The organism is Pseudomonas sp. B6002 (assembly GCF_013385985.1).
Taxonomy (GTDB): Bacteria; Pseudomonadota; Gammaproteobacteria; order Pseudomonadales; family Pseudomonadaceae; genus Aquipseudomonas.
Genome location: NZ_JACAOY010000019.1, coordinates 33,978 through 57,190, shown reverse-complemented (window position 1 = coordinate 57,190; position 23,213 = coordinate 33,978). Strand labels below are relative to the sequence as shown.

Below are 23,213 nucleotides of genomic sequence, written 5' to 3'. Positions count from 1 at the left end.
TGGCTTGAACCGCTTTGGTGCTTTTTGCCTTTAATGCAGGCCTGCCAACCTCCATGGAAAATTTGCAAAGTGCGGTGGACACCCTCGTCCACAGCTCCAATACCCTGTTCATCCTGATTGGCGCGGTCATGGTCCTGGCCATGCACGCCGGCTTCGCGTTTCTGGAAGTGGGCACGGTTCGCCAGAAAAACCAGGTCAACGCCTTGTCGAAGATCCTCAGTGACTTTGCCATCTCCACCCTGGCTTATTTCTTTATAGGCTATTGGATCTCTTACGGCGTGAGCTTCATGCAACCGGCTGCGGTGATCAGTGCCGACCACGGCTATGGCCTGGTGAAGTTCTTCTTCCTGTTGACCTTTGCGGCGGCGATACCGGCGATCATTTCCGGGGGTATTGCCGAGCGTGCACGTTTTGTTCCGCAACTGTGCGCCACCGCGTTGATCGTGGCTTTTATCTACCCGTTTTTTGAAGGCATGGTGTGGAACGGCAACTTCGGCCTGCAAGCCTGGCTGCTGGCGACGTTCGGCGCCAGCTTCCATGACTTCGCCGGTTCCGTGGTGGTGCACGCCATGGGCGGCTGGCTGGCGCTGGCGGCGGTGTTGCTGCTGGGCCCGCGTAACGGGCGTTATCGCGAGGGCCGACTGGTGGCGTTCGCGCCGTCGAGTATTCCATTCCTGGCCTTGGGCTCGTGGATTTTGATTGTCGGCTGGTTCGGCTTCAACGTGATGAGCGCGCAAACCCTCAACGGCGTGAGTGGCCTGGTGGCGGTCAACTCGTTGATGGCGATGGTGGGCGGCACCGTCGCGGCGCTGATCATTGGGCGCAACGATCCCGGCTTCCTGCACAACGGTCCGTTGGCCGGGCTGGTGGCGATCTGTGCCGGCTCCGACCTGATGCACCCGGTGGGCGCGCTGGTCACTGGCGCAGTCGCGGGCGGGCTGTTCGTGTGGTGCTTCATTGCGGCCCAGGATCGTTGGAAGATCGACGACGTGCTGGGTGTGTGGCCGCTGCACGGCCTGTGCGGCGTGTGGGGTGGCATCGCCTGCGGCATCTTCGGCCAGACCGCGCTGGGCGGACTGGGCGGCGTCAGCCTGACCAGCCAGTTGATCGGCACCGCCCTGGGTGTGGTGGTGGCGCTGGGTGGTGGCCTGTTGGTGTACGGTGTGATCAAACGCCTGCACGGGCTGCGCCTGAGCCAGGAAGAGGAGTACTACGGTGCGGACCTGTCGATCCATAAAATCGGTGCGGTCAGTCAGGATTGATCGGCGGTTCGGCCGATGGATTAAAACCGTGTAGCAGGCGGTAGCGGTTATGCCGCACTTCGTCCACCCGCGCCTGCACCTGTTGGTCCGGCAGGCCCAGCAGGATCAAGGCGTGGGAGGCGAGCATCAGGCTCGACTCCAACAGCTCGGGCACCACTTCGCTGGCGCCCGCCGCTTTCAGTTCAGCCAACTGGCTGTCATCGCGGGTGCGCACCAGGATCGGCACGTCAGGGTTGATGCGTCGCGCTTCCTTGAGCACCACCAACGCCACATCGCTGTTGTCCACCGCGATCACCACCAACCGCGCGCGCTCCAGGCCCACCGCGCTGAGCAGAGCGCCGCGACGGCAATCCCCGTAATGCACGCTGCTGTCTTCAGTGGCAGCTTCCTGCACCCGCTCAGGGTCGTCGTCCAGTGCGATAAAGGCTTGCTGTTCGCGCCGCAGAAAGCGCCCGATGGATTGCCCGACGCGGCCATAGCCACAGATCACCGCATGCCCGCGCAGCTCGGCGTTGAGCGCGGTGATTTCGTCCAGTTGGACTTGCTGATTGGGCGTGCGGTGCAGGCGCAGGGCCAGGCTCGGTGCGGCGCGCAGTAACAGCGGCGTGAGCAGCATCGAGCAGAAGGTCGCGGCGAGCAGCAGGCCGTTGAATTCGTCGGGGATCAAGCGGCTTTGCTGCATCTGCGCCATCAAGGCAAAACAGAATTCACCGCCCTGGGCCAGGGCCAGGCCGCTGCGCCAGGCGGTTTCACTGTCGCTGCCGCGCAGCTTGACCAGCGCGGCCACCACGCAGCCCTTGACCAGCATCAAGGTGAGGGTCAGTCCAAGGATCAGCAGGCTGTGGCTGACAAACAGTTGCAGGTCGATGAGCATGCCGATGCTGACGAAAAACAGCCCCAGCAGAATGTCGCGAAACGGCCGGATATCCGCCTCGATCTGATGGCGATAATGACTTTCCCCCAGCAGCATGCCAGCCAGGAAGGCACCGAGGGCAGGGGACAAGCCCAGCAAATGCGTGAGCCACGCCGTGAGCAACACAATCACCAAGGCCAACAGCACAAACAGTTCGGCCGAGTGGGACGCCGCCACTTCATGGAACAACCGTGGCAACAACCAGCGGCTGGCTAACAGCAGGCCCACAAACAGCACCACGGTCTTGCCCAGGGTCAACGGCAATGCCCAATACCAGGCCTGCTCACCGGTGCCGGCAAACACCGGCACCAGGGTCAACAGCAACACGGCTACTACGTCCTGAAACAACAACACACCAATAGCGTTCTGCCCATGGCTGCTGAATATCTCGCCAAGACTGGTCAGCTCTTTGCTGACAATGGCCGTGGACGACAACGCCAGCCCCGCCCCCAACAGCAAGGCGATGCTCGGCGCCACGCCCAGGATCATCAACAGCACGCCCAGCAATACCCCGCAGCCCACCACTTGCAGGCTGCCCAAGCCAAACACCACACGGCGCAGGGCGAGCATCTTGGTCAGGGAAAACTCCAGCCCCAGGGAGAACAGCAGGAACACTACGCCGAGTTCGGCGAGGTCGGGCAGCTCTTCGCTGTCGTTCACCCAATCCAGGGCGGTGGGCCCCACGGCCAAGCCCACGCACAGGTAGCCCAGCACGGGGGGCAATTGCAGTCGGCGAAACAGCGCAATCACTACCAGGGACGAGGCCAGGATGATCAACAGGTTGGCAAACACAGGCATCTCCATTGCAAGGGGGCAGGCAAAAAAGCCGTGAGAATCGCTGAATCAGTTATAGGCCATGGTGATCTGGGTCAGGGTTTATGGGGTGGGCGTGAGGCTGCAACCGGGCTTAGAATGTGTGCCTGTTTTCTGATCAGGTCCATTCATCATGCTTCCTGAATGCCAGTTGTTCGGCACCCTGGGTTGCCATCTTTGTGAGATCGCCGAAGCCGAAATCATGCCGCTCGTCGAACACGGGTTGCTGGTGGAGTTGGTGGATATCACCGACCCCGACGATCTGACTGAAGCCTACGGCCTGCGTATTCCGGTGCTTCGCCGGGCAGACACCGGTGCGGAACTGGATTGGCCATTCGACACACAACAGGTCGTTGCCTTCCTTCGTTGAGTGTTATGCGATGGCAGGTTTCCAAATATTAAGTTACTGTATGTTTGTACAGCGATTGAATAGAGGGAACGCCCGTGGTGAATGTTGAACAACTGAAAAGCAGCGTCAATCGCATGTCCGCCGATGTCGTACGCGATGCGGTGAACGAGCTGCGCCTCGATGGCCTGGTCACGGAAGGCAAGACGCCCTTCAACAAAGTGCATTTCAACACCTGCTTCGCCGAGATCGAGGCACTGTTCCAGCGCGCCGGTTACCACAAGCAACTGGATGTAGTGGGTTACCAGGGCCTGTTATACGCGCTCTATGATCCCGGCCGCTGGGAAGCGGTGGACGTGCTGCGTTGGCTCAAGGAGTTCACCGAGGCTGCCAGTGCTTCGCCGGTGCTGCGCGCGCAATTGGCCAAGGCCTGAACCCTGCGGGATAATGCCCGCCGGTTTTCCCTAGGCTTCGAGCATCTGCATGTCCACTTCCACGTTTATCGCCTCCGAGCACCAAGCCAGCACCTTGTACCTGCCGCCGGGCCCTTGGGCGCTGGTGCTCGACTGCCTGTCTGAACACTTCCCGGCCATCAGCCGAGAACACTGGCTGGACCGCATCGCCCGTGGTCGGGTGCTGGACATCAACGGCTGCCCGATAGGTGCGGACCTGGCCTACAAGGAAGGCCTGTGCATCTATTACTTTCGTGAAGTACCGAATGAAAAAGTGATCCCGGTGCAGGAGACCATTCTGTATGCAGACGAGCACCTGGTCGTCGCCGACAAGCCACACTTCCTGCCCGTGACGCCCGCCGGGGAATACGTCGAGCAAACCCTGTTGCGCCGCTTGATCCGCCGTTTGGACAACCCTTCGCTGGTGCCGCTGCACCGGATCGACCGGCATACCGCAGGGCTGGTGCTGTTCTCGGCCAACCCGGCCAGCCGCGCGGCGTACCAGCAACTGTTTCCCACGCGAAAGATCGACAAGTTCTACGAAGCCATTGCCCCGGCCTTGCCAGACCTGACCTTCCCGCTGGTGCACAAGAGCCGCCTGGTGGACGGCGAGCCGTTCTTTCGCATGCAGGAAGGCGCTGGCGCCAGCAACACTGAAACGGCGGTAGAGGTGCGCGAGAAAAATGGCGAGCTGTGGCGCTACGGCCTGTTCCCCGTGACCGGCAAGAAGCACCAGCTGCGCGTGCACATGACCGCGCTGGGGGCGAGTATCTGCAATGACCCGTTCTACCCTGATGTGATCAAGGACGCCGTGGACGACTACGCCAACCCGCTCAAGCTGCTGGCCCAGGGTGTGCGTTTTATCGACCCGGTGACCGGGCACGAGCGCAGCTTTCGCAGCCAAATCACCCTCGACTGGTAACCGCCAGAAACGACAAGGCCCGCGCGAGGCGGGCCTTGGTAGTAAACGCTGAGGTTTACAAGTCTTTAACGGTGCGAACCTGATCCTTGTTGATGCGGGTCTGCTTGCCGTCCAATTGTTCGAACTCGTAGAAACCCGAGTCCTTGTCGAATTTAGGAGTGTCGACGGCCTGGATTTCGCGACCGTCATTCAGGGTGATCACTGTTGGCGAGGCGCAACCGGCAAGGGTAGCGAGGCCCAGTGCAAGCATGAGAGCGGCGATGGTCCGTTGAGTCATGAGTTTGTCTCCGAGAGAATACTTTTTTGAGTGCTGACCTTGTGACGTATACAACGTCAGCAAAGTTCCTTGTCCGACGCTCATTCTGACACGCCAAACCCTGGGTGCAACAGCTCGGGTGTATTCAGGTTGGCCAGGCGTGGGTCATCGGCCGGGCATTCAAGGCCGATGCCGCCCAGTTGCAGGAGAATCTTGCGCGGGCTGCGCTCACCCGCATCCCAGGCGCTTTCCACGGCGTCGCGCAGGTGGGTGGGGATGATGCAGATCAGCGGCTCCCAGAACTCGCCATGGCGCACCATCAGCGGCAGCAGCGGGTTGCGCTGCACTGTCTCACGCATCTGGGTCAGCAGGTGCACATCAATATTGGGCACATCGCACGGCAATACCAGCAGGTGCCCATGATGCGCGGCGGCCAGTCCTGCACGGATGCCGGCCAACGGCCCGGGAAAATCCGGGCTGTCGTCGCTCACCAACTGGTCGGCGTACGGCGCGTAAAGCGCATGGTTGCGATTGCACGAGATAATCAGGTCATCGGTCAGCGGCCGCGCCAGGCGCTGCAGATGGGCAATCAGCGGCAGGCCGCGCCAGTGCAACAAGCCTTTGTCCTGGCCGCCCATACGCTGGCCACGCCCGCCGGCCAGCAGCAGGATCGAACAGTGCAGGGCTGAAGAATCTGAAGACATGGCGGTTCCGCTGCGGCAGGCAAATAGGGCCCTGTGATATAACATCGTGCTGTTCCTTCGACAACCGGACCGAGCCATGAAAGCCAAGGCTGATGCGCCCTTCGTACCCCTGAACATCGCTGTACTGACCGTCAGCGACACCCGCACCCTCGACACCGATACCTCGGGCCAGGTCTTCGTCGACCGCCTGACCGCTGCCGGCCACACCCTGGCCGAGCGTGTATTGCTCAAGGACGACCTCTACAAAATCCGCGCCCAAGTGGCCCACTGGATCGCCGAAGACGTCGTGCAAGTGGTGCTGATCACCGGCGGCACCGGCTTCACCGGGCGCGACAGCACCCCCGAAGCCGTGAGCTGCCTGCTGGACAAACAGGTCGACGGTTTTGGCGAGCTGTTCCGCCAGATCTCCGTGGCCGATATCGGCACCTCCACCGTGCAGTCCCGGTCCCTGGCCGGCCTGGCCAACGGCACGCTGGTGTGCTGCCTGCCGGGCTCCACCAATGCCGTGCGCACCGGCTGGGATGGCATCCTCGCTGAACAGTTGGACAACCGCCATCGCCCGTGCAACTTCGTGCCGCACCTCAAGCAGGCCGAACCTTGTGAATCCCGTGGGTAAGCCCGGCAAGACCGGCGCCCTGATGCCGGTGGAACAGGCGCTGCAGCAACTGCTGGACATGGCCGACGCCGCGCCTATCCGCGAACAGCAGCGCCTGCCTCTGGCCGATTGCGATGGGCGGGTACTGGCCCAGGATCTGGTGTCCACCCTCGACCTGCCGCCCTGGCCCAATAGCGCCATGGACGGCTACGCCCTGCGCCTGGCCGACTGGAACGGCGAGCCACTGGTGGTCAGCCAGCGCATCTTCGCTGGCCAGGCACCACAGCCCCTGGCCACTGGCACCTGTGCGCGGATCTTCACCGGCGCCCCGGTGCCCGAAGGCGCAGACTGCGTCGAAATGCAGGAAAACGCCGTGGTCCACGCCGACGAACGCGTGAGCTTTACCGAACCGTTGCAGCTGGACCAGAACATCCGCCCGCAAGGGCAGGAGACCACCGTCGGCGAGTTGGTCCTCACGGCCGGCACGCGCCTGGGCCCGGTCGAACTCGGCCTTGCCGCCTCCCTTGGGCATGACCGCCTTGACGTGGTGCGCCGCCCACGCGTGGCCGTGCTGTCCACCGGGGATGAGCTGATCGAACCTGGCTTGCCGCTCGGCCCAGGCCAGATCTACAACAGCAATCGCCGCGTGTTGTGCTCGTGGCTGACGCGCATGGGCTGCGAAGTGATCGACGCAGGCATCCTGCCCGACGACCTCGAAAAGACCCGCACACGCCTCGCCGGTTTGGCTGACGTTGACCTGATCCTGTCCACGGGCGGTGTGTCGGTGGGCGAGGCGGATTTCCTTGGCATCGCCCTGCGCGAAGAGGGGGAGCTGGCGCTGTGGAAACTGGCGATCAAACCCGGCAAGCCGCTGACCTTCGGCCACTTTCGCGGCGTGCCGGTGATCGGCCTGCCGGGCAACCCGGCGTCGACCCTGGTGACCTTTGCCTTGCTGGCGCGGCCTTACCTGCTGCGCCGCCAAGGTGTGCAGGACGTGGCGCCGCTGCGTTTTGAAGTGCCGGTGGGCTTCGAGTGGCCCAAGCCAGGCAACCGCCGCGAATACCTGCGCGGTCGCATCGAGCAGGGCAAAGCGATCATCTACCGCAACCAGAGCTCCGGCGTGCTGCGCAGCGCGGCGTGGGCAGAAGGATTTGTGGAAGTGTTGGAAGGCACGACGCTGACGGTGGGGGACCGGGTCAATTTCATCCCCCTGAGCGAAGTCCTCAACTGACAACAGAGATCTACTGTGGGAGCTGGCTTGCCTGCGATGGCGGTGCTTCAGTCATACATAAGGTGACTGACCCACCGCCATCGCAGGCAAGCCAGCTCCCACAGTTGGAATTGTGTATGCCTGTGAGAGGTCAGTAATCGTCCCCACGCGCCGTCACATCCCGCTCCACCGGCCCTGCGTCCGGGTCATACCCCACCGGGAACTTGCCTTTCAACGTCCAGGCAAACGCGATGATCTCCGCCACCGTGCGGTACAACTCTTCCGGAATACTGTCACCCAATTCCATGCGCGCCAGCAGCTTCACCAGCTCGGCGTTCTCATAGATCGGCACTTCATTTTCCCGCGCCAGTTTCAGGATCGCCTCGGCCAAGGCGTCGTCGCCCTTGGCCGTGAGAGTGGGGGCTTGCTGGCCGTCATACTTGAGGGCGATCGCCTGGCGGGGTGGGGTGGCGTTCTTCATGCGGTTTCATCCACCCAGCGTTGCTCCAAGCCAGTTCGCGGCCCACGTGGCGGCGTGCCGAGGTGGCAGTCCAGGTCGCCGACATTGATGCCCGAGGTCACCAGGCGTTCGCGCAGGCTGCCCAAATGGCTTTCGATCAGGCTGGCGGTAAACGGGCGGGACGCCCACAACTGGCTGGACAGCTTGCCCTGGGTCAGTTGTGCCTGAACCTGCAAAGGCCCCAGCGGTTCCATGTCGAAGGCCAGCTCCACGCGCCAGAGCATCTGCTTGGGGTCCTTTTTGTCTTTGCGTTCGGGCTGGTCCTTGTCCGGCGCCGGCTCTTCGCGCTGGAACTTGACCTGCAACGGCACGATGTCCTGCAAGGTGCGCATGGGGATTTCCAGTTGCCAGGTGGTCTGCAGGCGGCCGTCGGCGGTGGTGCCGGTTTGTTCCAGGCTCGACAGTTGGTGGCTCTGCAGGCGCGAGATGGCCCCGGCGGCCAGGCGCAGCAGGTTTTCCAGGTCGCCTTCGCCTTCCAGCTTGGCCATCAGCCGCTCCGGCAACGGAAAGCCGGCCGGTGTCTGGCGGGCGCTGACCTGGCCCAGGGTGTTCAGCGGGTTGCGCACAAAGTTGGGCAGCACCTGGGCCAGGGTGTTGGCGGCGAGGATCGCATTCAGGTTAGTGCCGGTAGGCAGCGCGGGCAGCAGATCGGCGACCAGGCGCAGCAACGCGCCCTTCATGTCCAGCGGCGGGATTTGCGGGTTTTGCCCGGCCAGCAATTTGACTTCGAGAAACGCGCCGCTGTTCTGGATCACTTGTGCCAGCACCTTCGGGTTGCTCACCTGCGACAGGTCGGGCAGCGCGGCGAGCAAGCGCGCGGCGGCCGCGCGCAGGTCGCTGGAGGTAGTGTCATCAGCGGGCAGGTTCTGCAAGGCGGTGAACACCACGTCCAGCGAACCCTGGCGGCTTTGCTGGGTGGCGAGTTGCTGCGCCACGGCCAGTTGGTCCTTGAGCCCGCTCAATGGCACGAAATTCAACGTTTGGGTGTCTTGCACCACAGCACTGAGCAAACTGCCCACCCGCAGCGGCTGCGGGCTTTCCACGGTCAGGGTCGCACCGGCCAAGGCGTTGCTGAGTACGGTCACCAGCGAACGGTAGATCGCCGGTTGCGTGGTGCCCTGGGGCAGCATCTGGGTGGTCAGCACCTTGGCCTGCAAAAGCGTGCCCACCGGCATTTGGGTGGTGTCGATGCGGGTGAGGGCGGCCACGTTGGCGCTCAAGGCTTGCTGCAAGGTGATGGTCAGGTTGCCCGTCGGCGTCTGGCTCACGGCCACGTTGCTGCCCAGCGGCAATGGCTGTGCGCTGCTGGCTTGCACCAGGGTCTGGCGGCCGCCTTCGAGGGTCAACTTGAGCAGCAGCTGAAACGCATCACCGCCCTGTTTGAGCGCGAGTACCTCGGCGTTCACGGTTTTTCCGGGGTCGATCAAGCCGATCTGCGGTTCCAGCAGTTTCAGCAGCTCGCCGGTCGGCGGCAGCGGGGCAGGCCCGGCCACGGGTGCTGGCGGCAGCGTAGGAAGGTTGATCTCACCGGTCATCGTGCGCGTCGTCTCGAAGGAAATTGCCCTCTTTAGAGTAGGGCATCGCATGTATAATGCCGCCCGTCTGCAAAGAGAGCGGTAAAAACCTCACAACTATTTGATCCAGCTCTCTAAAATCGGTCGCCAAAGCCGTTATTGTGCATTTCTCTTTAACGGCCACTGCACCGCCGACTTGAACCGTAAAGGCCCGCGATCTTTTGACCAGCCCTCTTCTTGAAGCCGTAGCGCTTTCCTGTGAACGCGACCTGCGCCTGTTGTTCGAGCACCTCGAACTGCGGCTGACGGGCGGTGACATGGTGCAGGTCAGCGGCCCCAACGGCAGCGGCAAGACCAGTTTATTGCGCCTGCTGGCGGGGTTGATGCAGCCGACGGCCGGCGAAGTGCGGCTCAACGGCAAGCCCCTCAACGAACAACGCACGGAGTTGGCGCGCAACCTCGTCTGGATCGGTCACGCCGCCGGCATCAAGGACGTGCTCACCGCCGAAGAAAACCTCAGCTGGCTCAGCGCCCTGCATCATCCCGCGTCCCGCGAGGCCATCTGGCTAGCCCTGGCGGCTGTCGGCCTCAAGGGCTTCGAGGATGTTCCCTGTCACACGTTGTCCGCCGGCCAACAGCGACGCGTGGCCCTGGCGCGTTTGTACCTGCCGGGCCCGCCGCTGTGGATTCTCGACGAGCCTTTCACCGCCCTGGATAAGCAAGGCGTCGCCCAGCTCGAAGAACACCTGGCCCAGCATTGCGAAAGGGGCGGACTGGTACTGCTCACCACCCATCACACTCTCAATCGCACGCCAGCCGGTTACCGTGACCTGGACCTGGGAAGGTGGTCGGCATGAGCGTATTCGCCCTGTTGGTCGCCCGCGAAGCGCGGCTGCTGTGTCGCCGCCCGGCCGAACTGGCCAACCCATTGGTGTTCTTCGCGATTGTCATCGCGCTGTTCCCGCTGGCGGTCGGCCCCGAGACTAAACTGTTGCAAACCTTGTCCCCGGGGCTGGTGTGGGTGGCGGCGCTTTTATCGGTTCTGCTCTCGCTGGACGGGCTGTTTCGGAGTGATTTCGAAGACGGCTCCCTCGAACAGTGGGTCCTTTCGTCGCACCCCTTGCCACTTCTGGTGCTGGCCAAGGTGCTGGCACACTGGGTTTTTTCCGGCTTGGCGCTAGTCTTGCTTTCGCCGCTGTTGGCGATGATGCTGGGCTTGCCCGTCGAATGCTTGCCGGTGTTGCTTCTATCCTTGTTGCTCGGTACGCCGGTGCTCAGCCTGTTGGGGGCGGTGGGCGCAGCGTTGACCGTCGGTTTGAAGCGGGGCGGCCTCTTACTGGCCCTGCTGATTCTGCCTTTGTATATCCCGGTGTTGATCCTGGGCAGCGGCGCCTTGCAAGCCGCGCTCATGGGCATGCCGGCGACCGGTTACCTCTTGTGGCTTGGTAGCCTGACCGCCCTGGCGGTAACCCTGACACCCTTTGCTATAGCGGCCGGCCTGAAGATCAGCGTCGGCGAATAATGAGGTCTGGTTAAGCGTTATACCCTTGACCAGTAAAGACCCTGAGCCTCCCGCAATGACGGGAAGCCACCGTGATGGAAACAGCAATGAACTGGACCTGGTTTCACAAGCTCGGCTCGCCCAAATGGTTTTATGGCATCAGCGGCAAGCTGCTGCCGTGGCTGAGCATCGCTGCCGCCGTGTTGATTGGCATCGGCCTGGTCTGGGGCCTGGCCTTCGCGCCACCGGACTACCAGCAAGGCAATAGTTTTCGCATCATCTATATCCACGTTCCCGCCGCGATGCTGGCCCAGTCCTGCTACGTGATGCTGGCCGTGTGCGGCATCGTCGGCCTGGTGTGGAAGATGAAGCTCGCCGACGTGGCCCTGCAATGCGCCGCGCCCATCGGTGCGTGGATGACCGCCGTGGCGCTGGTCACCGGCGCGATCTGGGGCAAACCCACCTGGGGTTCGTGGTGGGTGTGGGATGCGCGGCTCACGTCCATGCTGATCCTGCTGTTCCTGTACTTCGGCCTGATTGCACTGGGCAACGCCATCAGCAATCGCGACAGCGCCGCCAAGGCTTGCGCCGTGCTGGCCATCGTCGGCGTGATCAACATCCCGATCATCAAATACTCGGTGGAGTGGTGGAACACCCTGCACCAGGGCGCCACCTTCACCCTCACCGAAAAACCGGCGATGCCCGTGGAAATGTGGGCGCCGTTGCTGCTGATGGTGCTGGGGTTCTACTGTTTCTTCGGCGCCGTGCTGCTGATGCGCATGCGCCTCGAAGTGCTCAAGCGTGAAGCCCGCGCCAGTTGGGTCAAGGCCGAAGTGCAAACCTGCCTGGGAGCCCGTGGATGAGCTTTGCGTCTTTCAGTGATTTTCTCGCCATGGGCCATCACGGCCTGTACGTCTGGACGGCCTATGGCATCTGCCTGACGGTGCTGGCCCTCAACGTGGCCGCGCCGATCCTGGCCCGCAAGCGTTACCTGCAACAAGAGGCGCGTCGTCTGCGCCGGGAGACCGAAAAGTGAATCCGCTGCGTAGAAAGCGTCTGTTGATCATCCTTGCCATCCTGGCCGGCGTCGGCATTGCCGTGACCCTGGCCTTGAGCGCCCTGCAGCAGAACATCAACCTGTTCTACACCCCGACCCAGATCGCCAATGGCGAAGCGCCGGTGGACACCCGCATCCGCGCCGGCGGCATGGTGGAGAAGGGCTCGCTCAAACGCTCCAGCGACTCCCTCGACGTGACCTTCGTGGTCACCGACTTCAACAAGGCCGTGACCATCACCTACCGCGGCATCCTCCCGGACCTGTTCCGCGAAGGCCAGGGCATCGTCGCCCTGGGCAAGCTCAACGCCGATGGCGTGGTGGTGGCCGACGAAGTGCTGGCCAAGCACGATGAGAAATACATGCCGCCTGAAGTGACCAAGGCCCTCAAAGACAGCGGCCAATCCGCGCCAACGCCTGCCAAGGAGGGCTAAGCCATGACGTCCGCATTGTTTATTCCAGAACTCGGCCAGTTGGCGATGATTCTCGCCCTGTGCTTTGCCATTGTGCAGGCCGTGGTGCCGTTGCTCGGCGCCTGGCGCGGTGACCGCCTGTGGATGAGCCTGGCGCAACCGGCTGCCTGGGGCCAGTTTGCGTTCCTGTTGTTCGCCTTCGGCTGCCTCACCTACGCCTTCATGACCGACGACTTTTCCGTCGCCTATGTGGCCAACAACTCCAACAGCGCCTTGCCCTGGTACTACAAGTTCAGCGCCGTGTGGGGGGCCCACGAAGGTTCGTTGCTGCTGTGGGCGTTGATCCTCGGCGGCTGGACCTTCGCCGTGTCGGTGTTCTCGCGCCAATTGCCACAAGTGATGCTGGCGCGCGTGCTGGCAGTGATGGGCATGATCAGCATCGGCTTCCTGCTGTTCCTGATCATGACCTCCAACCCGTTCAGCCGCATCCTGCCGCAGATCCCGGCAGACGGGCACGACCTCAACCCGCTGCTGCAAGACATCGGCCTGATCGTGCACCCGCCGATGCTCTACATGGGCTACGTCGGTTTCTCCGTGGCCTTTGCCTTCGCCATCGCCGCCTTGCTCGGCGGGCGTCTTGACGCCGCCTGGGCGCGCTGGTCGCGACCGTGGACCATCGTCGCCTGGGCGTTCCTCGGCATTGGTATCACCTTGGGCTCGTGGTGGGCCTACTACGAACTCGGTTGGGGCGGCTGGTGGTTCTGGGACCCGGTGGAAAACGCCTCCTTCATGCCCTGGCTGGTGGGCACGGCGCTGATTCACTCGCTGGCCGTCACCGAAAAACGCGGCGTGTTCAAGAGCTGGACCGTGTTGCTGGCCATCGCGGCGTTTTCCCTCAGCCTGCTCGGTACCTTCCTCGTGCGTTCGGGCGTACTGACGTCGGTGCACGCGTTCGCGTCCGACCCGGAGCGCGGCATCTTCATCCTGATCTTCCTGCTGTTTGTGGTCGGCGGCTCGCTCACGCTGTTCGCCCTGCGCGCGCCAGTGGTCAAGAGCCAGGTCGGCTTCAACCTGTGGTCGCGGGAAACGCTGCTGCTGGGCAATAACCTGGTGCTGGTGGTGGCCGCGTCGATGATTCTGCTCGGTACCCTGTACCCGTTGGTGCTGGATGCCTTGAGCGGCGCCAAGCTGTCCGTCGGCCCGCCGTACTTCAATGCGTTGTTTATCCCGCTGATGGGCCTGTTGATGGTGGTGATGGCCGTCGGCGTGCTGGTGCGCTGGAAAGACACGCCGGTGAAATGGCTGGCGGGCATGCTCATGCCGGTGCTGCTGGGCAGCGTGGCCCTGGCGGTGATCGCCGGTGTGGCTTACGGCGACTTCAACTGGGCGGTGCTGGCCACCTTCCTGTTGGCGGCGTGGGTGTTGCTGGCCGGCGTGCGCGATATCGTCGACAAGACCCGGCACAAAGGCCTGATCAAAGGCCTGCCAGGCCTGACCCGCAGCTATTGGGGCATGCAGGTCGCCCACATCGGCATCGCCGTGTGCGCCCTGGGCGTGGTGCTTTCCAGCCAGAACAGCGCCGAGCGCGACCTGCGCCTGGCGCCGGGCGAATCCATGGACCTGGCCGGTTACCACTTCATCTTCGAAGGCGCCAAGCACTTCGAAGGCCCGAACTTCACCTCCGACAAAGGCACCGTGCGCGTCGTGCGCAACGGCAAGGAAGTGGCGGTGCTGCACCCGGAAAAACGCCTGTACACCGTGCAGAGTTCGATGATGACCGAGGCCGGTATCGACGCCGGTTTCACCCGTGACCTCTATGTGGCACTGGGCGAACCGCTGGGCGACGGTGCCTGGGCCGTGCGGGTGCACGTGAAGCCGTTTGTGCGCTGGATCTGGTTCGGTGGTTTGCTCACCGGTTTTGGCGGTTTGCTCGCCGCGCTGGACCGGCGTTATCGGGTCAAGGTCAAGAGCCGGGTGCGTGAAGCCCTCGGCCTGCAGGGAGCGGCGGTATGAAGCGTTGGTTGATGGTTGTGCCACTGGCGATGTTTCTGGTGGTGGCGGTGTTTCTGTATCGCGGGCTGTACCTGGACCCGGCCGAGTTGCCCTCGGCAATGATCGGCAAACCCTTCCCGGCCTTCAGCCTCCCAACGGTGCAGGGTGACAAGACCCTGACCCAGGCCGACTTGCTGGGCAAACCGGCGCTGGTCAACGTGTGGGGCACCTGGTGCATCTCCTGCCGCGTCGAACACCCGGTGCTGAACAAGCTGGCCGAGAAGGGCGTGGTGATCTACGGCATCAACTACAAGGACGACAACGCTGCCGCGTTGAAGTGGCTGGCCGAATTCCACAACCCGTACCAGCTGGATATTCGCGATGAAGACGGCAACCTCGGTCTGAACCTCGGCGTGTACGGCGCCCCGGAAACCTTCTTCATCGACGCCAAGGGCGTGATCCGCGACAAGTACGTGGGTGTGATCGACGAAGTGGTGTGGCGCGAGCAACTGGCGGCCAAGTACCAGGCCCTGGTCGATGAGGCCAAGCCATGAAGCGTCTGTTAGCCGCTGCCGTGCTGGCGCTGGGTTTGGCGGGCGTGGCCCACGCCGCCATCGACACTTACGAATTCGCCAACGATGCCGAGCGCGAGCGTTTCCGCGACCTGACCAAGGAACTGCGCTGCCCCAAGTGCCAGAACCAGGACATCGCCGACTCCAACGCGCCGATCGCCGCCGACTTGCGCAAAGAGATCTTCCGCATGCTGGGGGAGGGCAAAGACAACCAGCAGATTATCGACTTCATGGTCGACCGCTACGGTGATTTCGTGCGCTACAAACCGGCCCTCACCGGCAAGACCGCGTTGCTCTGGTTCGGCCCGGCCGGGTTGTTGCTGGCCGGTGTGGGGGTGATGGCCGTGATCGTGCGCCGCCGCCGCGCCGCGCCGACTGATGGTTCCGACGCGCTCTCCCTCGATGAACGCAAACGCCTCGACCAATTGCTGGACACCAAGACTGATGATTGATTTTTGGCTCGCAGCAGGGTTGCTGCTCCTGATTGCCCTGAGTTTCCTGTTGATCCCTGTGCTGCGCGACCGCCGCGCCCAACGTGAAGAGGACCGCACCGCGCTGAACGTGGCGCTGTACCAGGAACGTGTGGCCGAGTTGCAAGTGCAGCAGGACGAAGGTGTGCTCAACGCCGCGCAACTCGACACCGGCCGCGCCGAAGCCGCCCGCGAACTGTTGGCCGACACCGAAGGCGTGGAAAAACCCCGCGAGTCGCGCCTGGGCAAACCCTTGCCACTGTTGGCGGCGTTTCTGGTGCCGGTGCTTGGCGTTGCGCTGTACCTGCATTACGGGGCGAGCGACAAGGTCGAGCTGACCCGCGAATTCTCCCAGCCGCCGGTGTCCATGCAAGACATGACCCAGCGCCTGGAGCGCGCCGCCGCGGCCCAGCCGGACTCGGCCGAGGGCTTGTACTTCCTCGGTCGCGCCTACATGGCCCAGGACCGTTCCGCCGATGCCGCCAAAGTCTTCGAGCGCACCGTGGCCCTGGCCGGTCGCCAGCCGGAACTGCTCGGCCAGTGGGCCCAGGCCCAGTACTTTGCCGACAACAAACAGTGGTCGCCCAAGGTTCAGGCGTTGACCGACGAAGCGTTGAAGCTGGACCCGAAAGAAGTCACCAGCCTGGGCCTGTTGGGCATCGCGGCCTTTGAGGGGCAGCGTTACCAGGAAGCCATCGACTACTGGAACCGCCTGCTGGCTCAACTGCCACCGGAGGACAATTCCCGCGCAGCGTTGCAAGGCGGTATCGACCGGGCTGCCGAAAAGCTCAAGGAAAGCGGCGGCACTGTCGCTCAAAAAGCGCTGATGAAAGTGCGTGTGGATTTATCCGCCGACGTGAAGGCCAAGGCCCTGCCCACCGACAGCGTGTTCATCTTCGCCCGCGCCGTCAGTGGCCCGCCTGCGCCGTTGGCGGCCAAACGCGTCACCGTCGCCGAACTGCCGATCACCGTCGAACTGGGCGATGCCGACGCGATGATGCCGCAGTTGAAACTGTCGAACTTCCCCGAAGTCCAACTGGTTGCACGCCTATCCCGGGCTGGTCTTCCGACCGCTGGCGAGTGGATCGGCCGCAGCCAACCCTTGGCCAGCAGCACCACTGCCTTGCAGCAGCTGACCATCGACAGTCCGGATCAGTAATTTCGAGGAAACGCCTATGACCGCACTTGCACGCCTTACCCTGCTCAGCCTGATCGTGGGCCTGAGCGCTTGTGCGGTTCACCGGCCTCCGTCGCCCACCGGCCCGGCGATCCCGCCGTCGGGGCCGTCGACCCAACCGGGCACCAAGCCTTCCGGCCCGGTCACGCCAGCACCGAAGCCGGTGCCCACTTCGTCACCGACCTTCGCGCCGCCTCCGGGCGCCGCCAGCCACTGGGACGGCAAGATGCAGGTGTATGTGCTGGAAGAGCAGCCCGACACCTTTTACCGCCAACGCACCTACTACCGCTGGAGCAACGGCTGGAGCCGCTCCATCAGCCCCAATGGCCCGTGGGAAGAAACCAACGTACAGGGCGTACCCCCCGGGTTGAGCAAGCAATACGCGCAATAAAAAAAGGCGACCTATTACAGGTCGCCTTTTTTGCGCTTTGAAATCCAATCTCTCAAACACTGGAGATCAAATGTGGGAGCGGGCTTGCCCGCGAAGGCAGAGTGTCAGGCACTGAATAGGTTGACTGATACACCGCATTCGCGAGCAAGCCCGCTCCCACAGTTTTGATCTCCATTTGATCCGGGATTTATGCCAGCTCTTGAGCCCTGCGCGGCGCACCCAGCCAATGGATACATCCCGCAAGCACCCCCAGCACAACCCCCAACTCCACCACCCCCACCCAGCCAAACTGCGCCATCAGCCCGCCACTCACCGTCGCGCCAAACGCCCCACCCACAAAGGTGGCCGTCATGTACAAACTGTTGATCCGCCCCTGGGCCTTCGGGTCCACCGCAAACGCCCGGGTCTGGTTCGCCACCAACCCCGCCTGCACGCCGATATCCAACACAATCACCCCCAGTACCAGCAAGATCAGCGACGCTTGCGCCCCCGCCAGCAACAAAAAGGCCAATGTCACAATGCCGACGCTGGCACCAATCACCGTGCGGCAACCGAGCTTGTCCGCCGCCCGGCCGCCGTAGGAAGCTGCAAACGCCCCCACCGCGCCGATAATCCCGAACGCCCCGGCCCACGCACTGCCCAGGTGCCACGGCCCGTTGGCCAGCAACCCCGCCAGGTTCACCCAGAACGCGTTGAAGCATGCCCACAACAGCGCCTGCACCATCATCGATTGGCGGATAGGGCGGTTGTCGCGCATCAATGGCCACAACGAAGCCAGCAGGCGAGGGTAGGACAGGTTGCTGCTTGGCACGCCCGGCGGCAGCAACCTGGCTGCGATACACCACACCGGGATCATGAACGCCGCTTCCATCGCATACACCGCGCGCCAGCCGTAGGCCTCGCCCACCACGCCGCTGATCGTACGACCCAGCAGAATCCCGAGCATGATCCCGCTGACCACCGTGCCCACGTTGCGTCCGCGTTCGTGGGGCTGGGACATCACCGCCGCGAACGGCACCAGGTGTTGTGGCACGCAGCACACCACGCCCAGGCCGAACGACGCGCCGATCAACGCCCAGATACTCGGCGCAAACGCCGCCGCGAGGGCAAAACAGAACGCCAGCGCAATTTGCCCCAGCACCAGCTTGCGTCGGTCGAAGCGGTCGCCCATCGGCAGTAACAGGGCCAGCCCGGTGGCAAAGCCCAGCAAGGCCGCACCCGCCACCAGATTGACCGTCGACACCGCCACGCCCATGTCCGAAGCAATCAGCGGCAACACCGGTTGAGTGCAATAAATGTTGGTGACCACCGCGCCGGCGATCACCGCCATCATGATGATCTTGCCTCGCGGCGGGTGACTCTCGGCTGTGCTCATGGCGCGCTCCATAGGGTTGCAGGGAAAGAGTGGCCAACCTTACGCAGTCGCGTTTATGTCGATAATCCCCTAGGATCGGGAATCATCCTCCCAGAATTTGATAGGGCGCCATGAACCGTCTTGAGTCGATGTCCGTGTTTGTCGCCGTGGTGGAAGCGGGCAGCTTGTCGGCCGCCGCTCGCCAGCTCGACATGCCCCTGGCCACCGTCAGCCGCAAGGTGGCGGAGCTGGAGGCTCATCTGAAATCACGACTGCTGCACCGCACCACGCGGCAACTGTCGTTGACCGACGTAGGGGCTTCCTACCTGACGGCCTGCCGGCGCATTCTCGAAGAGATCGGCGAAGCCGAACGCGCGGCCGCCGGCGAATACGCGCAGCCCAAAGGCGAGTTGGTGGTGACCGCGCCCATCGTCTTCGGGCGCCTGCACATCGTGCCGGTGGTGGCGGAATTTCTGGCGCAGTACCCCGAGATCAGCGTCAACCTGATGCTCACCGACCGCGTGGTGCATTTGATGGAAGAGCAGTGCGACGTGGCCGTGCGCATCGGTGAGCTGCCCGACAGCTCGCTCAAGGCGGTGCCCGTGGGCACGGTGCGGCGCGTGGTGTGTGCCAGCCCCCACTATCTGCACGCTCACGGTGAACCGGCCAAGCCACAGGATCTGGCGGATTACAGTTGCATCACCTTCGACGTGCTCGCCTCGGTGGGCGCCTGGGTATTTGGAAGCGGCAAATCAGAACAGACTGTGCCCGTGCATTCTCGGCTGTCGGTGAACACGGCGGAAGCGGCGATTGCAGCGGCGACGCTGGGCGTCGGCATGATTCGGGTGTTGTCGTATCAAGTGGCGGATGCGCTGCAAAAGGGTGATTTGCAGGTGGTGCTGCAGCCCTTCGAATCAACAGCATTGCCCATCAGCCTGGTGCACAAAGGCCAGGCCCCGTTGCCATTAAAAGTGCGCGCATTCCTGGACTTCGTCACCCCGAAACTGCGCGCTCGCGAAGCCAACGCAAAACCCCTGTAGGAGCCGGCTTGCCGGCGATGACGGCAGACCTGCTGGCAACCGCGTGGCTGACCCACCGCTATCGCTGGCAAGCCAGCTCCTACAGCGGGCTGCGGTGACCTTTCAACCTTTCATAAAAGCTTCATCGAACCGACCCCCTGCAGTCATGTGCAAGTCATAGGGCTGACACAGCCCGCGCCTACTGTCGTTTGAACTCAACCGCAGCCACCTTTGGCTGTTCAAACAAGACAGAGAAGCCCATGACTCACGCTATCCATGTCGATCACTTGAACAAGACCTTTGCGAAGAAATCCGCACTGGTCGACCTCGAACTCACCATTGATGCCGGTGAGATGGTCGCGCTGATCGGCGCTTCCGGTTCCGGCAAGTCCACGCTGCTGCGCCACTTGGCGGGCCTGGCGTGCTGCGACAAGAGCAATGGTGGCAGCGTCAAGGTGCTGGGCCGGGAGGTGCAGGCCAGCGGACGGTTGAACGGCAAGGTACGGCGGTTGCGCGCGGACATCGGCTACATCTTCCAGCAGTTCAACCTGGTCAACCGCTTGAGCGTGCTCGACAACGTGCTGCTCGGCTGTCTGGGGCGCATGCCGCGCTGGCGTGGCAACCTCGGCCTGTTCAATGCCGAAGAGAAGGCGTTTGCCCTCGAATCCCTGGCCCGCGTGGGCCTCGCCGACCTGGCCGAGCAGCGTGCCTCCACCTTGTCCGGCGGCCAGCAGCAGCGCGTGGCGATTGCCCGTGCATTGACCCAGCGCGCCGAAGTGATCCTCGCCGATGAGCCGATCGCCTCGCTGGACCCGGAGTCGGCGCGCAAGGTCATGGAGATCCTCGCCGACATCAACCGCCGCGACGGCAAGACCGTGGTAGTGACCCTGCATCAAGTCGATTACGCCGTGCGTTATTGCCCGCGTGCCGTGGCGCTCAAGGGCGGGCGCATTCATTTCGACGGGCAGGGCAGCGCCATGAGCAGCCACTTCCTCAATGATTTGTACGGTGCCGATGTCGACACCAGCCTGATGTTTTCCGACCAGTCCCGCGCCACCGCCGCCACGCCTCGGCTGGCCCTGGCACGCGCTTGAAACCCTACTCACGACCCACAGGAATGCCTTCCATGTTCAACCGTATCGGCCAAGTGTTTTTGTCTGCCGCCTTATTGGCCAGTGTCGCGATGGGCAATGCCTATGCGGCGGACAAGGCCATCAACTTCGGCATCATGTCCACCGAGTCTTCGCAGAACCTCAAGAGTATCTGGCAGCCGTTTTTGGATGACATGCACAAGAAGACCGGCCTGACCATCAACGCCACCTTCGCCTCCGACTACGCCGGCCTGATCCAGGGCATGCGCTTCAACAAGGTCGACGTGGCCTGGCTGGGCAACAAGGCGGCGATGGAAGCGGTGGACCGCTCCAACGGCGAGATCTTCGCCCAGACCGCCGCCGCCAACGGCGCTGCCGGCTACTGGAGCGTGCTGATCGTGCGCAAGGACAGCCCGATCAACAACGTCGACGACATGCTCAAGAACGCCAAGAACCTGACCTTCGGCAACGGTGACCCGAACTCCACGTCGGGCTACCTGGTACCGGGTTACTACGTGTTCGCCAAGAACAACGTCGACGCCGCCACCGCCTTCAAGCGCACCCTCAACTCCAGCCATGAAGTCAACGCCTTGAGCGTGGCCAAGGGGCAGTTGGATGTGGCCACCTTCAACACCGAAAGCTGGGACCGCCTGGAAGTCACCCAGCCAGACAAGGCCGCCATGCTCAAAGTGATCTGGAAATCACCACTGATTCCGGCTGACCCGATGGTGTGGAGCAAGGCCCTGAGCGACAGCGAGAAGACCAAGATCCGCGACTTCTTCGCCCACTACGGCGACACCGATGAAGAGAAGGCGGTGCTCAAGAACATGCAGTTGGGCAAATTCCTGCCGTCGAGCGACGACCAGTTGTTGCCGATCCGTCAGCTGGAGTTGTTCAAGCAGCGCACGATCATCAGCGCCGATGACCACCTCGAAGCTGCCGACAAAGCCAAGAAGCTCGCCGACATCGATGCTGACCTGGCCAAGCTGCAACAGCGCATCTCTGAGCTCGACAAGAAAACTGCAGCAAACGGCTAACCCCTGTGGGAGCGGGCTTGCCCGCGAATGCGGTGTGTCGGCAACACATTTGTACCTGACAGACCGCTATCGCAGGCAAGCCAGCTCCCACATTTAGATCGAGGACAACCATGACAACTTTGCATGCAGAAGCAGTGGGCAAACGCACCTGGCCCCAATACCTCGGCTGGGGCCTGTTCCTGGTCCTGCTGGCCTGGGCCTGGCACGGCGCGGAAATGAACCCGCTGGCGCTGTACCGCGATTCCGGAAACATGGCGACCTTCGCCGCCGACTTCTTCCCACCGGACTTCCACGAATGGCGCTCCTACCTCAAGGAGATGATCGTCACCGTGCAGATCGCCCTCTGGGGCACGGTGCTGGCGATTGTCTGCTCGGTGCCGCTGGGCATTCTCTGCGCCGACAACATCACCCCCTGGTGGGTCCACCAACCGCTGCGCCGGGTGATGGATGCCTTCCGTTCCATCAACGAAATGGTGTTCGCCATGTTGTTCGTGGTCGCCGTGGGCCTTGGTCCTTTTGCCGGTGTTCTGGCCTTGTGGATCAGCACCACCGGCGTGCTCGCCAAGCTGTTTGCCGAAGCCGTCGAAGCCATCGACCCAGGCCCGGTTGAAGGGGTGCGGGCGACTGGCGCCAGTGCCTTGCAGGAAGTGATCTACGGCGTGATCCCCCAAGTGATGCCGCTGTGGGTGAGCTACGCGCTGTACCGCTTCGAGGCCAACGTGCGTTCGGCCACGGTGGTGGGCATGGTCGGGGCGGGCGGGATCGGCGTGATCCTCTGGGAAAACATCCGCGCCTTCCAGTTCGTACAAACCTGCGCGGTGCTGCTGGTGATCATCGTGGTGGTGAGCTGTATCGACGTGCTGTCCCAACGCCTGCGCAAGCAGTTCATCTGACGCCGGAGGGGTGCCCGCAGGGCGCTTTTTTTAAGCATGCAGTTGTCTAGACAAGAAGAGCCGGTGTACCGCGAACTCGCGGATATCCTGCGCCGTGAACTGAGCAGCTACAGCGCCGGTGACTTCCTGCCCGGCGAGGTGCACATGGCCGAGCGGTTTGGCGTCAATCGCCACACCCTGCGCCGTGCCATCGACGAGCTGGTGTTTGAAGGCAGCCTGTTGCGCCGCCAGGGCAAGGGCACCCAGGTGCTCGACCGCCCGCTGATCTACCCGATGGGTGCCGAGACGTCCTACAGCCAGTCGCTGTCGGCCCAGGGCGTGGGTGTGCAGGCGGTGTTGCTCAAGCGCCGCTACTGCTACGCCAGCCGTGATGAGGCGCTGCAACTGGGCATCGCCGAAATGGCGCCGATGATCGAACTGCAGACCTTGCGCAAGCTCGACCACCAGCCCGTCAGCCTGATCCGCCATCGCTACTGCGCCAGCCGTGCGCCGTTGCTGGCTGACTACAACGGCGGCTCCCTGCGCCAATACCTGCGTGAACGTGACCTGCCGCTGACCCGCACCCAAAGCCTGATTGGTGCGCGTTTGCCCAACCGTGATGAAGCCGCGCTGCTGATGATGCCTCGGCACTTGCCGGCCCTCACCGTGTTTACCCTTTCCCGCGATCGCGACGGCCGCCCGGTGGAGCTGGCGCAGTCCACCAGCCGCTCGGATCGCTTCCAGTACCAAGTGGTGACCTGAA

Annotated in this window: 27 protein-coding genes; 21 read left to right on the top strand and 6 right to left on the bottom strand. The window is 63.1% G+C overall.

Features of this window, described 5'->3' with window-relative positions; translation table 11 throughout:
* Nucleotides 1–53 precede the first annotated feature (53 nt).
* Nucleotides 54–1,262 carry an ammonium transporter gene (locus HX792_RS22900; RefSeq protein ID WP_176998227.1) on the top strand — a complete coding sequence of 403 codons (1,209 nt, stop codon included), beginning with the start codon at nucleotides 54–56 and terminating at the stop codon, nucleotides 1,260–1,262.
* Here the strand turns inward: HX792_RS22900 and HX792_RS22895 are convergent.
* Entirely contained in the window at nucleotides 1,249–2,973 is a 1,725-nt protein-coding gene (locus tag HX792_RS22895) for a monovalent cation:proton antiporter-2 (CPA2) family protein (RefSeq protein ID WP_218172769.1), read from the bottom strand. The genes HX792_RS22900 and HX792_RS22895 overlap by 14 nt on opposite strands.
* A gap of 148 nt (nucleotides 2,974–3,121) precedes the next feature.
* Here HX792_RS22895 and HX792_RS22890 point away from each other — a divergent pair, with 148 nt between their 5' ends.
* The 3 genes from HX792_RS22890 to HX792_RS22880 all read left to right on the top strand — a co-directional run bounded on the left by HX792_RS22890 (nucleotide 3,122) and on the right by HX792_RS22880 (nucleotide 4,708).
* Entirely contained in the window at nucleotides 3,122–3,358 is a 237-nt protein-coding gene (locus tag HX792_RS22890; RefSeq protein ID WP_176998225.1) for a glutaredoxin family protein, read from the top strand.
* Nucleotides 3,359–3,432: 74 nt separating this feature from the next.
* Nucleotides 3,433–3,768 (top strand): hypothetical protein, encoded by a 336-nt coding sequence (locus HX792_RS22885; protein WP_003189932.1) that lies wholly within the window; start codon nucleotides 3,433–3,435, stop codon nucleotides 3,766–3,768.
* Nucleotides 3,769–3,817: 49 nt separating this feature from the next.
* Nucleotides 3,818–4,708, top strand: a complete 891-nt coding sequence (locus tag HX792_RS22880) for a pseudouridine synthase (RefSeq protein WP_176998224.1) — start codon at nucleotides 3,818–3,820, stop codon at nucleotides 4,706–4,708.
* Nucleotides 4,709–4,763: 55 nt separating this feature from the next.
* Here the strand turns inward: HX792_RS22880 and HX792_RS22875 are convergent, their stop codons facing one another.
* Nucleotides 4,764–4,985, bottom strand: a complete 222-nt coding sequence (locus tag HX792_RS22875) for a YgdI/YgdR family lipoprotein (RefSeq protein WP_016978480.1) — start codon at nucleotides 4,983–4,985, stop codon at nucleotides 4,764–4,766.
* A gap of 80 nt (nucleotides 4,986–5,065) precedes the next feature.
* Nucleotides 5,066–5,668: a molybdenum cofactor guanylyltransferase MobA gene (gene mobA / locus HX792_RS22870; protein WP_176998223.1), complete on the bottom strand. Its 603-nt coding sequence runs from the start codon at nucleotides 5,666–5,668 to the stop codon at nucleotides 5,066–5,068.
* 76 nt (nucleotides 5,669–5,744) lie between these two features.
* On the opposite strand from mobA, the gene moaB reads away from it, so the two are divergent.
* On the top strand, nucleotides 5,745–6,284 hold the full coding sequence (gene moaB / locus HX792_RS22865) for a molybdenum cofactor biosynthesis protein B (protein WP_176998222.1): 540 nt from the start codon (nucleotides 5,745–5,747) through the stop codon (nucleotides 6,282–6,284).
* Complete coding sequence (gene glp, locus HX792_RS22860) at nucleotides 6,268–7,494, top strand: gephyrin-like molybdotransferase Glp (protein WP_176998221.1); 1,227 nt, start codon at nucleotides 6,268–6,270, stop codon at nucleotides 7,492–7,494. The genes moaB and glp overlap by 17 nt, the downstream gene beginning before the upstream one ends.
* A 130-nt stretch (nucleotides 7,495–7,624) precedes the next feature.
* Here the strand turns inward: glp and HX792_RS22855 are convergent, their stop codons facing one another.
* A complete protein-coding gene (locus tag HX792_RS22855) occupies nucleotides 7,625–7,954 on the bottom strand; it encodes an EscU/YscU/HrcU family type III secretion system export apparatus switch protein (protein ID WP_176998220.1) in 330 nt (109 codons plus the stop codon).
* Complete coding sequence (locus HX792_RS22850; RefSeq protein ID WP_176998219.1) at nucleotides 7,951–9,528, bottom strand: flagellar hook-length control protein FliK; 1,578 nt, start codon at nucleotides 9,526–9,528, stop codon at nucleotides 7,951–7,953. The genes HX792_RS22855 and HX792_RS22850 overlap by 4 nt, the downstream gene beginning before the upstream one ends.
* Before the next feature lie 200 nt (nucleotides 9,529–9,728).
* On the opposite strand from HX792_RS22850, the gene ccmA reads away from it, so the two are divergent.
* The 10 genes from ccmA (at nucleotide 9,729) to HX792_RS22800 (ending at nucleotide 17,077) form a co-directional block, all read left to right on the top strand.
* Nucleotides 9,729–10,364 (top strand): cytochrome c biogenesis heme-transporting ATPase CcmA, encoded by a 636-nt coding sequence (gene ccmA / locus HX792_RS22845; RefSeq protein ID WP_176998218.1) that lies wholly within the window; start codon nucleotides 9,729–9,731, stop codon nucleotides 10,362–10,364.
* Nucleotides 10,361–11,029: a heme exporter protein CcmB gene (ccmB, locus tag HX792_RS22840; protein ID WP_014717701.1), complete on the top strand. Its 669-nt coding sequence runs from the start codon at nucleotides 10,361–10,363 to the stop codon at nucleotides 11,027–11,029. The genes ccmA and ccmB overlap by 4 nt, the downstream gene beginning before the upstream one ends.
* 86 nt (nucleotides 11,030–11,115) lie before the next feature.
* Complete coding sequence (locus HX792_RS22835) at nucleotides 11,116–11,871, top strand: heme ABC transporter permease (RefSeq protein ID WP_176998217.1); 756 nt, start codon at nucleotides 11,116–11,118, stop codon at nucleotides 11,869–11,871.
* The gene (gene ccmD / locus HX792_RS22830) at nucleotides 11,868–12,044 is read left to right on the top strand and encodes a heme exporter protein CcmD (protein WP_176998216.1); all 177 of its coding nucleotides are present in this window, start codon (nucleotides 11,868–11,870) and stop codon (nucleotides 12,042–12,044) included. The genes HX792_RS22835 and ccmD overlap by 4 nt, the downstream gene beginning before the upstream one ends.
* Nucleotides 12,041–12,496, top strand: a complete 456-nt coding sequence (gene ccmE, locus HX792_RS22825) for a cytochrome c maturation protein CcmE (RefSeq protein WP_025857897.1) — start codon at nucleotides 12,041–12,043, stop codon at nucleotides 12,494–12,496. The genes ccmD and ccmE overlap by 4 nt, the downstream gene beginning before the upstream one ends.
* A 3-nt stretch (nucleotides 12,497–12,499) precedes the next feature.
* On the top strand, nucleotides 12,500–14,488 hold the full coding sequence (locus HX792_RS22820; protein WP_176998215.1) for a heme lyase CcmF/NrfE family subunit: 1,989 nt from the start codon (nucleotides 12,500–12,502) through the stop codon (nucleotides 14,486–14,488).
* Nucleotides 14,485–15,021: a DsbE family thiol:disulfide interchange protein gene (locus tag HX792_RS22815; RefSeq protein WP_016978490.1), complete on the top strand. Its 537-nt coding sequence runs from the start codon at nucleotides 14,485–14,487 to the stop codon at nucleotides 15,019–15,021. The genes HX792_RS22820 and HX792_RS22815 overlap by 4 nt, the downstream gene beginning before the upstream one ends.
* Nucleotides 15,018–15,491: a cytochrome c-type biogenesis protein gene (locus HX792_RS22810; RefSeq protein ID WP_176998214.1), complete on the top strand. Its 474-nt coding sequence runs from the start codon at nucleotides 15,018–15,020 to the stop codon at nucleotides 15,489–15,491. Before HX792_RS22815 ends, HX792_RS22810 begins: the two co-directional genes overlap by 4 nt.
* Entirely contained in the window at nucleotides 15,484–16,668 is a 1,185-nt protein-coding gene (ccmI, locus tag HX792_RS22805) for a c-type cytochrome biogenesis protein CcmI (protein ID WP_176998213.1), read from the top strand. The genes HX792_RS22810 and ccmI overlap by 8 nt, the downstream gene beginning before the upstream one ends.
* A gap of 16 nt (nucleotides 16,669–16,684) precedes the next feature.
* A complete protein-coding gene (locus tag HX792_RS22800) occupies nucleotides 16,685–17,077 on the top strand; it encodes a hypothetical protein (RefSeq protein WP_176998212.1) in 393 nt (130 codons plus the stop codon).
* A 187-nt stretch (nucleotides 17,078–17,264) separates the two neighbouring features.
* Here the strand turns inward: HX792_RS22800 and HX792_RS22795 are convergent, their stop codons facing one another.
* Nucleotides 17,265–18,452, bottom strand: a complete 1,188-nt coding sequence (locus HX792_RS22795) for an MFS transporter (RefSeq protein WP_256349882.1) — start codon at nucleotides 18,450–18,452, stop codon at nucleotides 17,265–17,267.
* A gap of 110 nt (nucleotides 18,453–18,562) precedes the next feature.
* Between HX792_RS22795 and HX792_RS22790 the strand changes: the two genes are divergently transcribed.
* The 5 genes from HX792_RS22790 (at nucleotide 18,563) to phnF (ending at nucleotide 23,212) form a co-directional block, all read left to right on the top strand.
* Nucleotides 18,563–19,471, top strand: coding sequence for a LysR family transcriptional regulator (locus HX792_RS22790; protein ID WP_176998210.1), 909 nt, complete (start codon nucleotides 18,563–18,565; stop codon nucleotides 19,469–19,471).
* Between the two features lie 239 nt (nucleotides 19,472–19,710).
* Nucleotides 19,711–20,544, top strand: a complete 834-nt coding sequence (phnC, locus tag HX792_RS22785; protein WP_176998209.1) for a phosphonate ABC transporter ATP-binding protein — start codon at nucleotides 19,711–19,713, stop codon at nucleotides 20,542–20,544.
* A gap of 32 nt (nucleotides 20,545–20,576) precedes the next feature.
* Nucleotides 20,577–21,578, top strand: coding sequence for a phosphonate ABC transporter substrate-binding protein (gene phnD, locus HX792_RS22780; protein WP_176998208.1), 1,002 nt, complete (start codon nucleotides 20,577–20,579; stop codon nucleotides 21,576–21,578).
* A 110-nt stretch (nucleotides 21,579–21,688) separates the two neighbouring features.
* Complete coding sequence (gene phnE / locus HX792_RS22775; protein WP_017136208.1) at nucleotides 21,689–22,471, top strand: phosphonate ABC transporter, permease protein PhnE; 783 nt, start codon at nucleotides 21,689–21,691, stop codon at nucleotides 22,469–22,471.
* Between the two features lie 36 nt (nucleotides 22,472–22,507).
* Nucleotides 22,508–23,212: a phosphonate metabolism transcriptional regulator PhnF gene (phnF, locus tag HX792_RS22770; RefSeq protein WP_176998207.1), complete on the top strand. Its 705-nt coding sequence runs from the start codon at nucleotides 22,508–22,510 to the stop codon at nucleotides 23,210–23,212.
* Nucleotide 23,213 lies beyond the last annotated feature (1 nt).

Bases quoted from the DNA above. Each gene is read 5' to 3' on its own strand.
- ccmD (WP_176998216.1), top strand. From the start codon at position 11,868: ATGAGCTTTGCGTCTTTCAGTGATTTTCTCGCCATGGGCCATCACGGC.
- HX792_RS22850 (WP_176998219.1), bottom strand. From the start codon at position 9,528: ATGACCGGTGAGATCAACCTTCCTACGCTGCCGCCAGCACCCGTGGCC.
- HX792_RS22835 (WP_176998217.1), top strand. From the start codon at position 11,116: ATGAACTGGACCTGGTTTCACAAGCTCGGCTCGCCCAAATGGTTTTAT.
- mobA (WP_176998223.1), bottom strand. From the start codon at position 5,668: ATGTCTTCAGATTCTTCAGCCCTGCACTGTTCGATCCTGCTGCTGGCC.
- HX792_RS22855 (WP_176998220.1), bottom strand. From the start codon at position 7,954: ATGAAGAACGCCACCCCACCCCGCCAGGCGATCGCCCTCAAGTATGAC.
- phnE (WP_017136208.1), top strand. From the start codon at position 21,689: ATGACAACTTTGCATGCAGAAGCAGTGGGCAAACGCACCTGGCCCCAA.
- ccmI (WP_176998213.1), top strand. From the start codon at position 15,484: ATGATTGATTTTTGGCTCGCAGCAGGGTTGCTGCTCCTGATTGCCCTG.
- phnC (WP_176998209.1), top strand. From the start codon at position 19,711: ATGACTCACGCTATCCATGTCGATCACTTGAACAAGACCTTTGCGAAG.
- HX792_RS22795 (WP_256349882.1), bottom strand. From the start codon at position 18,452: ATGAGCACAGCCGAGAGTCACCCGCCGCGAGGCAAGATCATCATGATG.
- HX792_RS22820 (WP_176998215.1), top strand. From the start codon at position 12,500: ATGACGTCCGCATTGTTTATTCCAGAACTCGGCCAGTTGGCGATGATT.
- HX792_RS22880 (WP_176998224.1), top strand. From the start codon at position 3,818: ATGTCCACTTCCACGTTTATCGCCTCCGAGCACCAAGCCAGCACCTTG.
- HX792_RS22815 (WP_016978490.1), top strand. From the start codon at position 14,485: ATGAAGCGTTGGTTGATGGTTGTGCCACTGGCGATGTTTCTGGTGGTG.
- HX792_RS22810 (WP_176998214.1), top strand. From the start codon at position 15,018: ATGAAGCGTCTGTTAGCCGCTGCCGTGCTGGCGCTGGGTTTGGCGGGC.
- HX792_RS22790 (WP_176998210.1), top strand. From the start codon at position 18,563: ATGAACCGTCTTGAGTCGATGTCCGTGTTTGTCGCCGTGGTGGAAGCG.
- HX792_RS22895 (WP_218172769.1), bottom strand. From the start codon at position 2,973: ATGCCTGTGTTTGCCAACCTGTTGATCATCCTGGCCTCGTCCCTGGTA.
- HX792_RS22875 (WP_016978480.1), bottom strand. From the start codon at position 4,985: ATGACTCAACGGACCATCGCCGCTCTCATGCTTGCACTGGGCCTCGCT.
- HX792_RS22800 (WP_176998212.1), top strand. From the start codon at position 16,685: ATGACCGCACTTGCACGCCTTACCCTGCTCAGCCTGATCGTGGGCCTG.
- phnD (WP_176998208.1), top strand. From the start codon at position 20,577: ATGTTCAACCGTATCGGCCAAGTGTTTTTGTCTGCCGCCTTATTGGCC.
- phnF (WP_176998207.1), top strand. From the start codon at position 22,508: ATGCAGTTGTCTAGACAAGAAGAGCCGGTGTACCGCGAACTCGCGGAT.
- moaB (WP_176998222.1), top strand. From the start codon at position 5,745: ATGAAAGCCAAGGCTGATGCGCCCTTCGTACCCCTGAACATCGCTGTA.
- HX792_RS22900 (WP_176998227.1), top strand. From the start codon at position 54: ATGGAAAATTTGCAAAGTGCGGTGGACACCCTCGTCCACAGCTCCAAT.
- HX792_RS22890 (WP_176998225.1), top strand. From the start codon at position 3,122: ATGCTTCCTGAATGCCAGTTGTTCGGCACCCTGGGTTGCCATCTTTGT.
- ccmB (WP_014717701.1), top strand. From the start codon at position 10,361: ATGAGCGTATTCGCCCTGTTGGTCGCCCGCGAAGCGCGGCTGCTGTGT.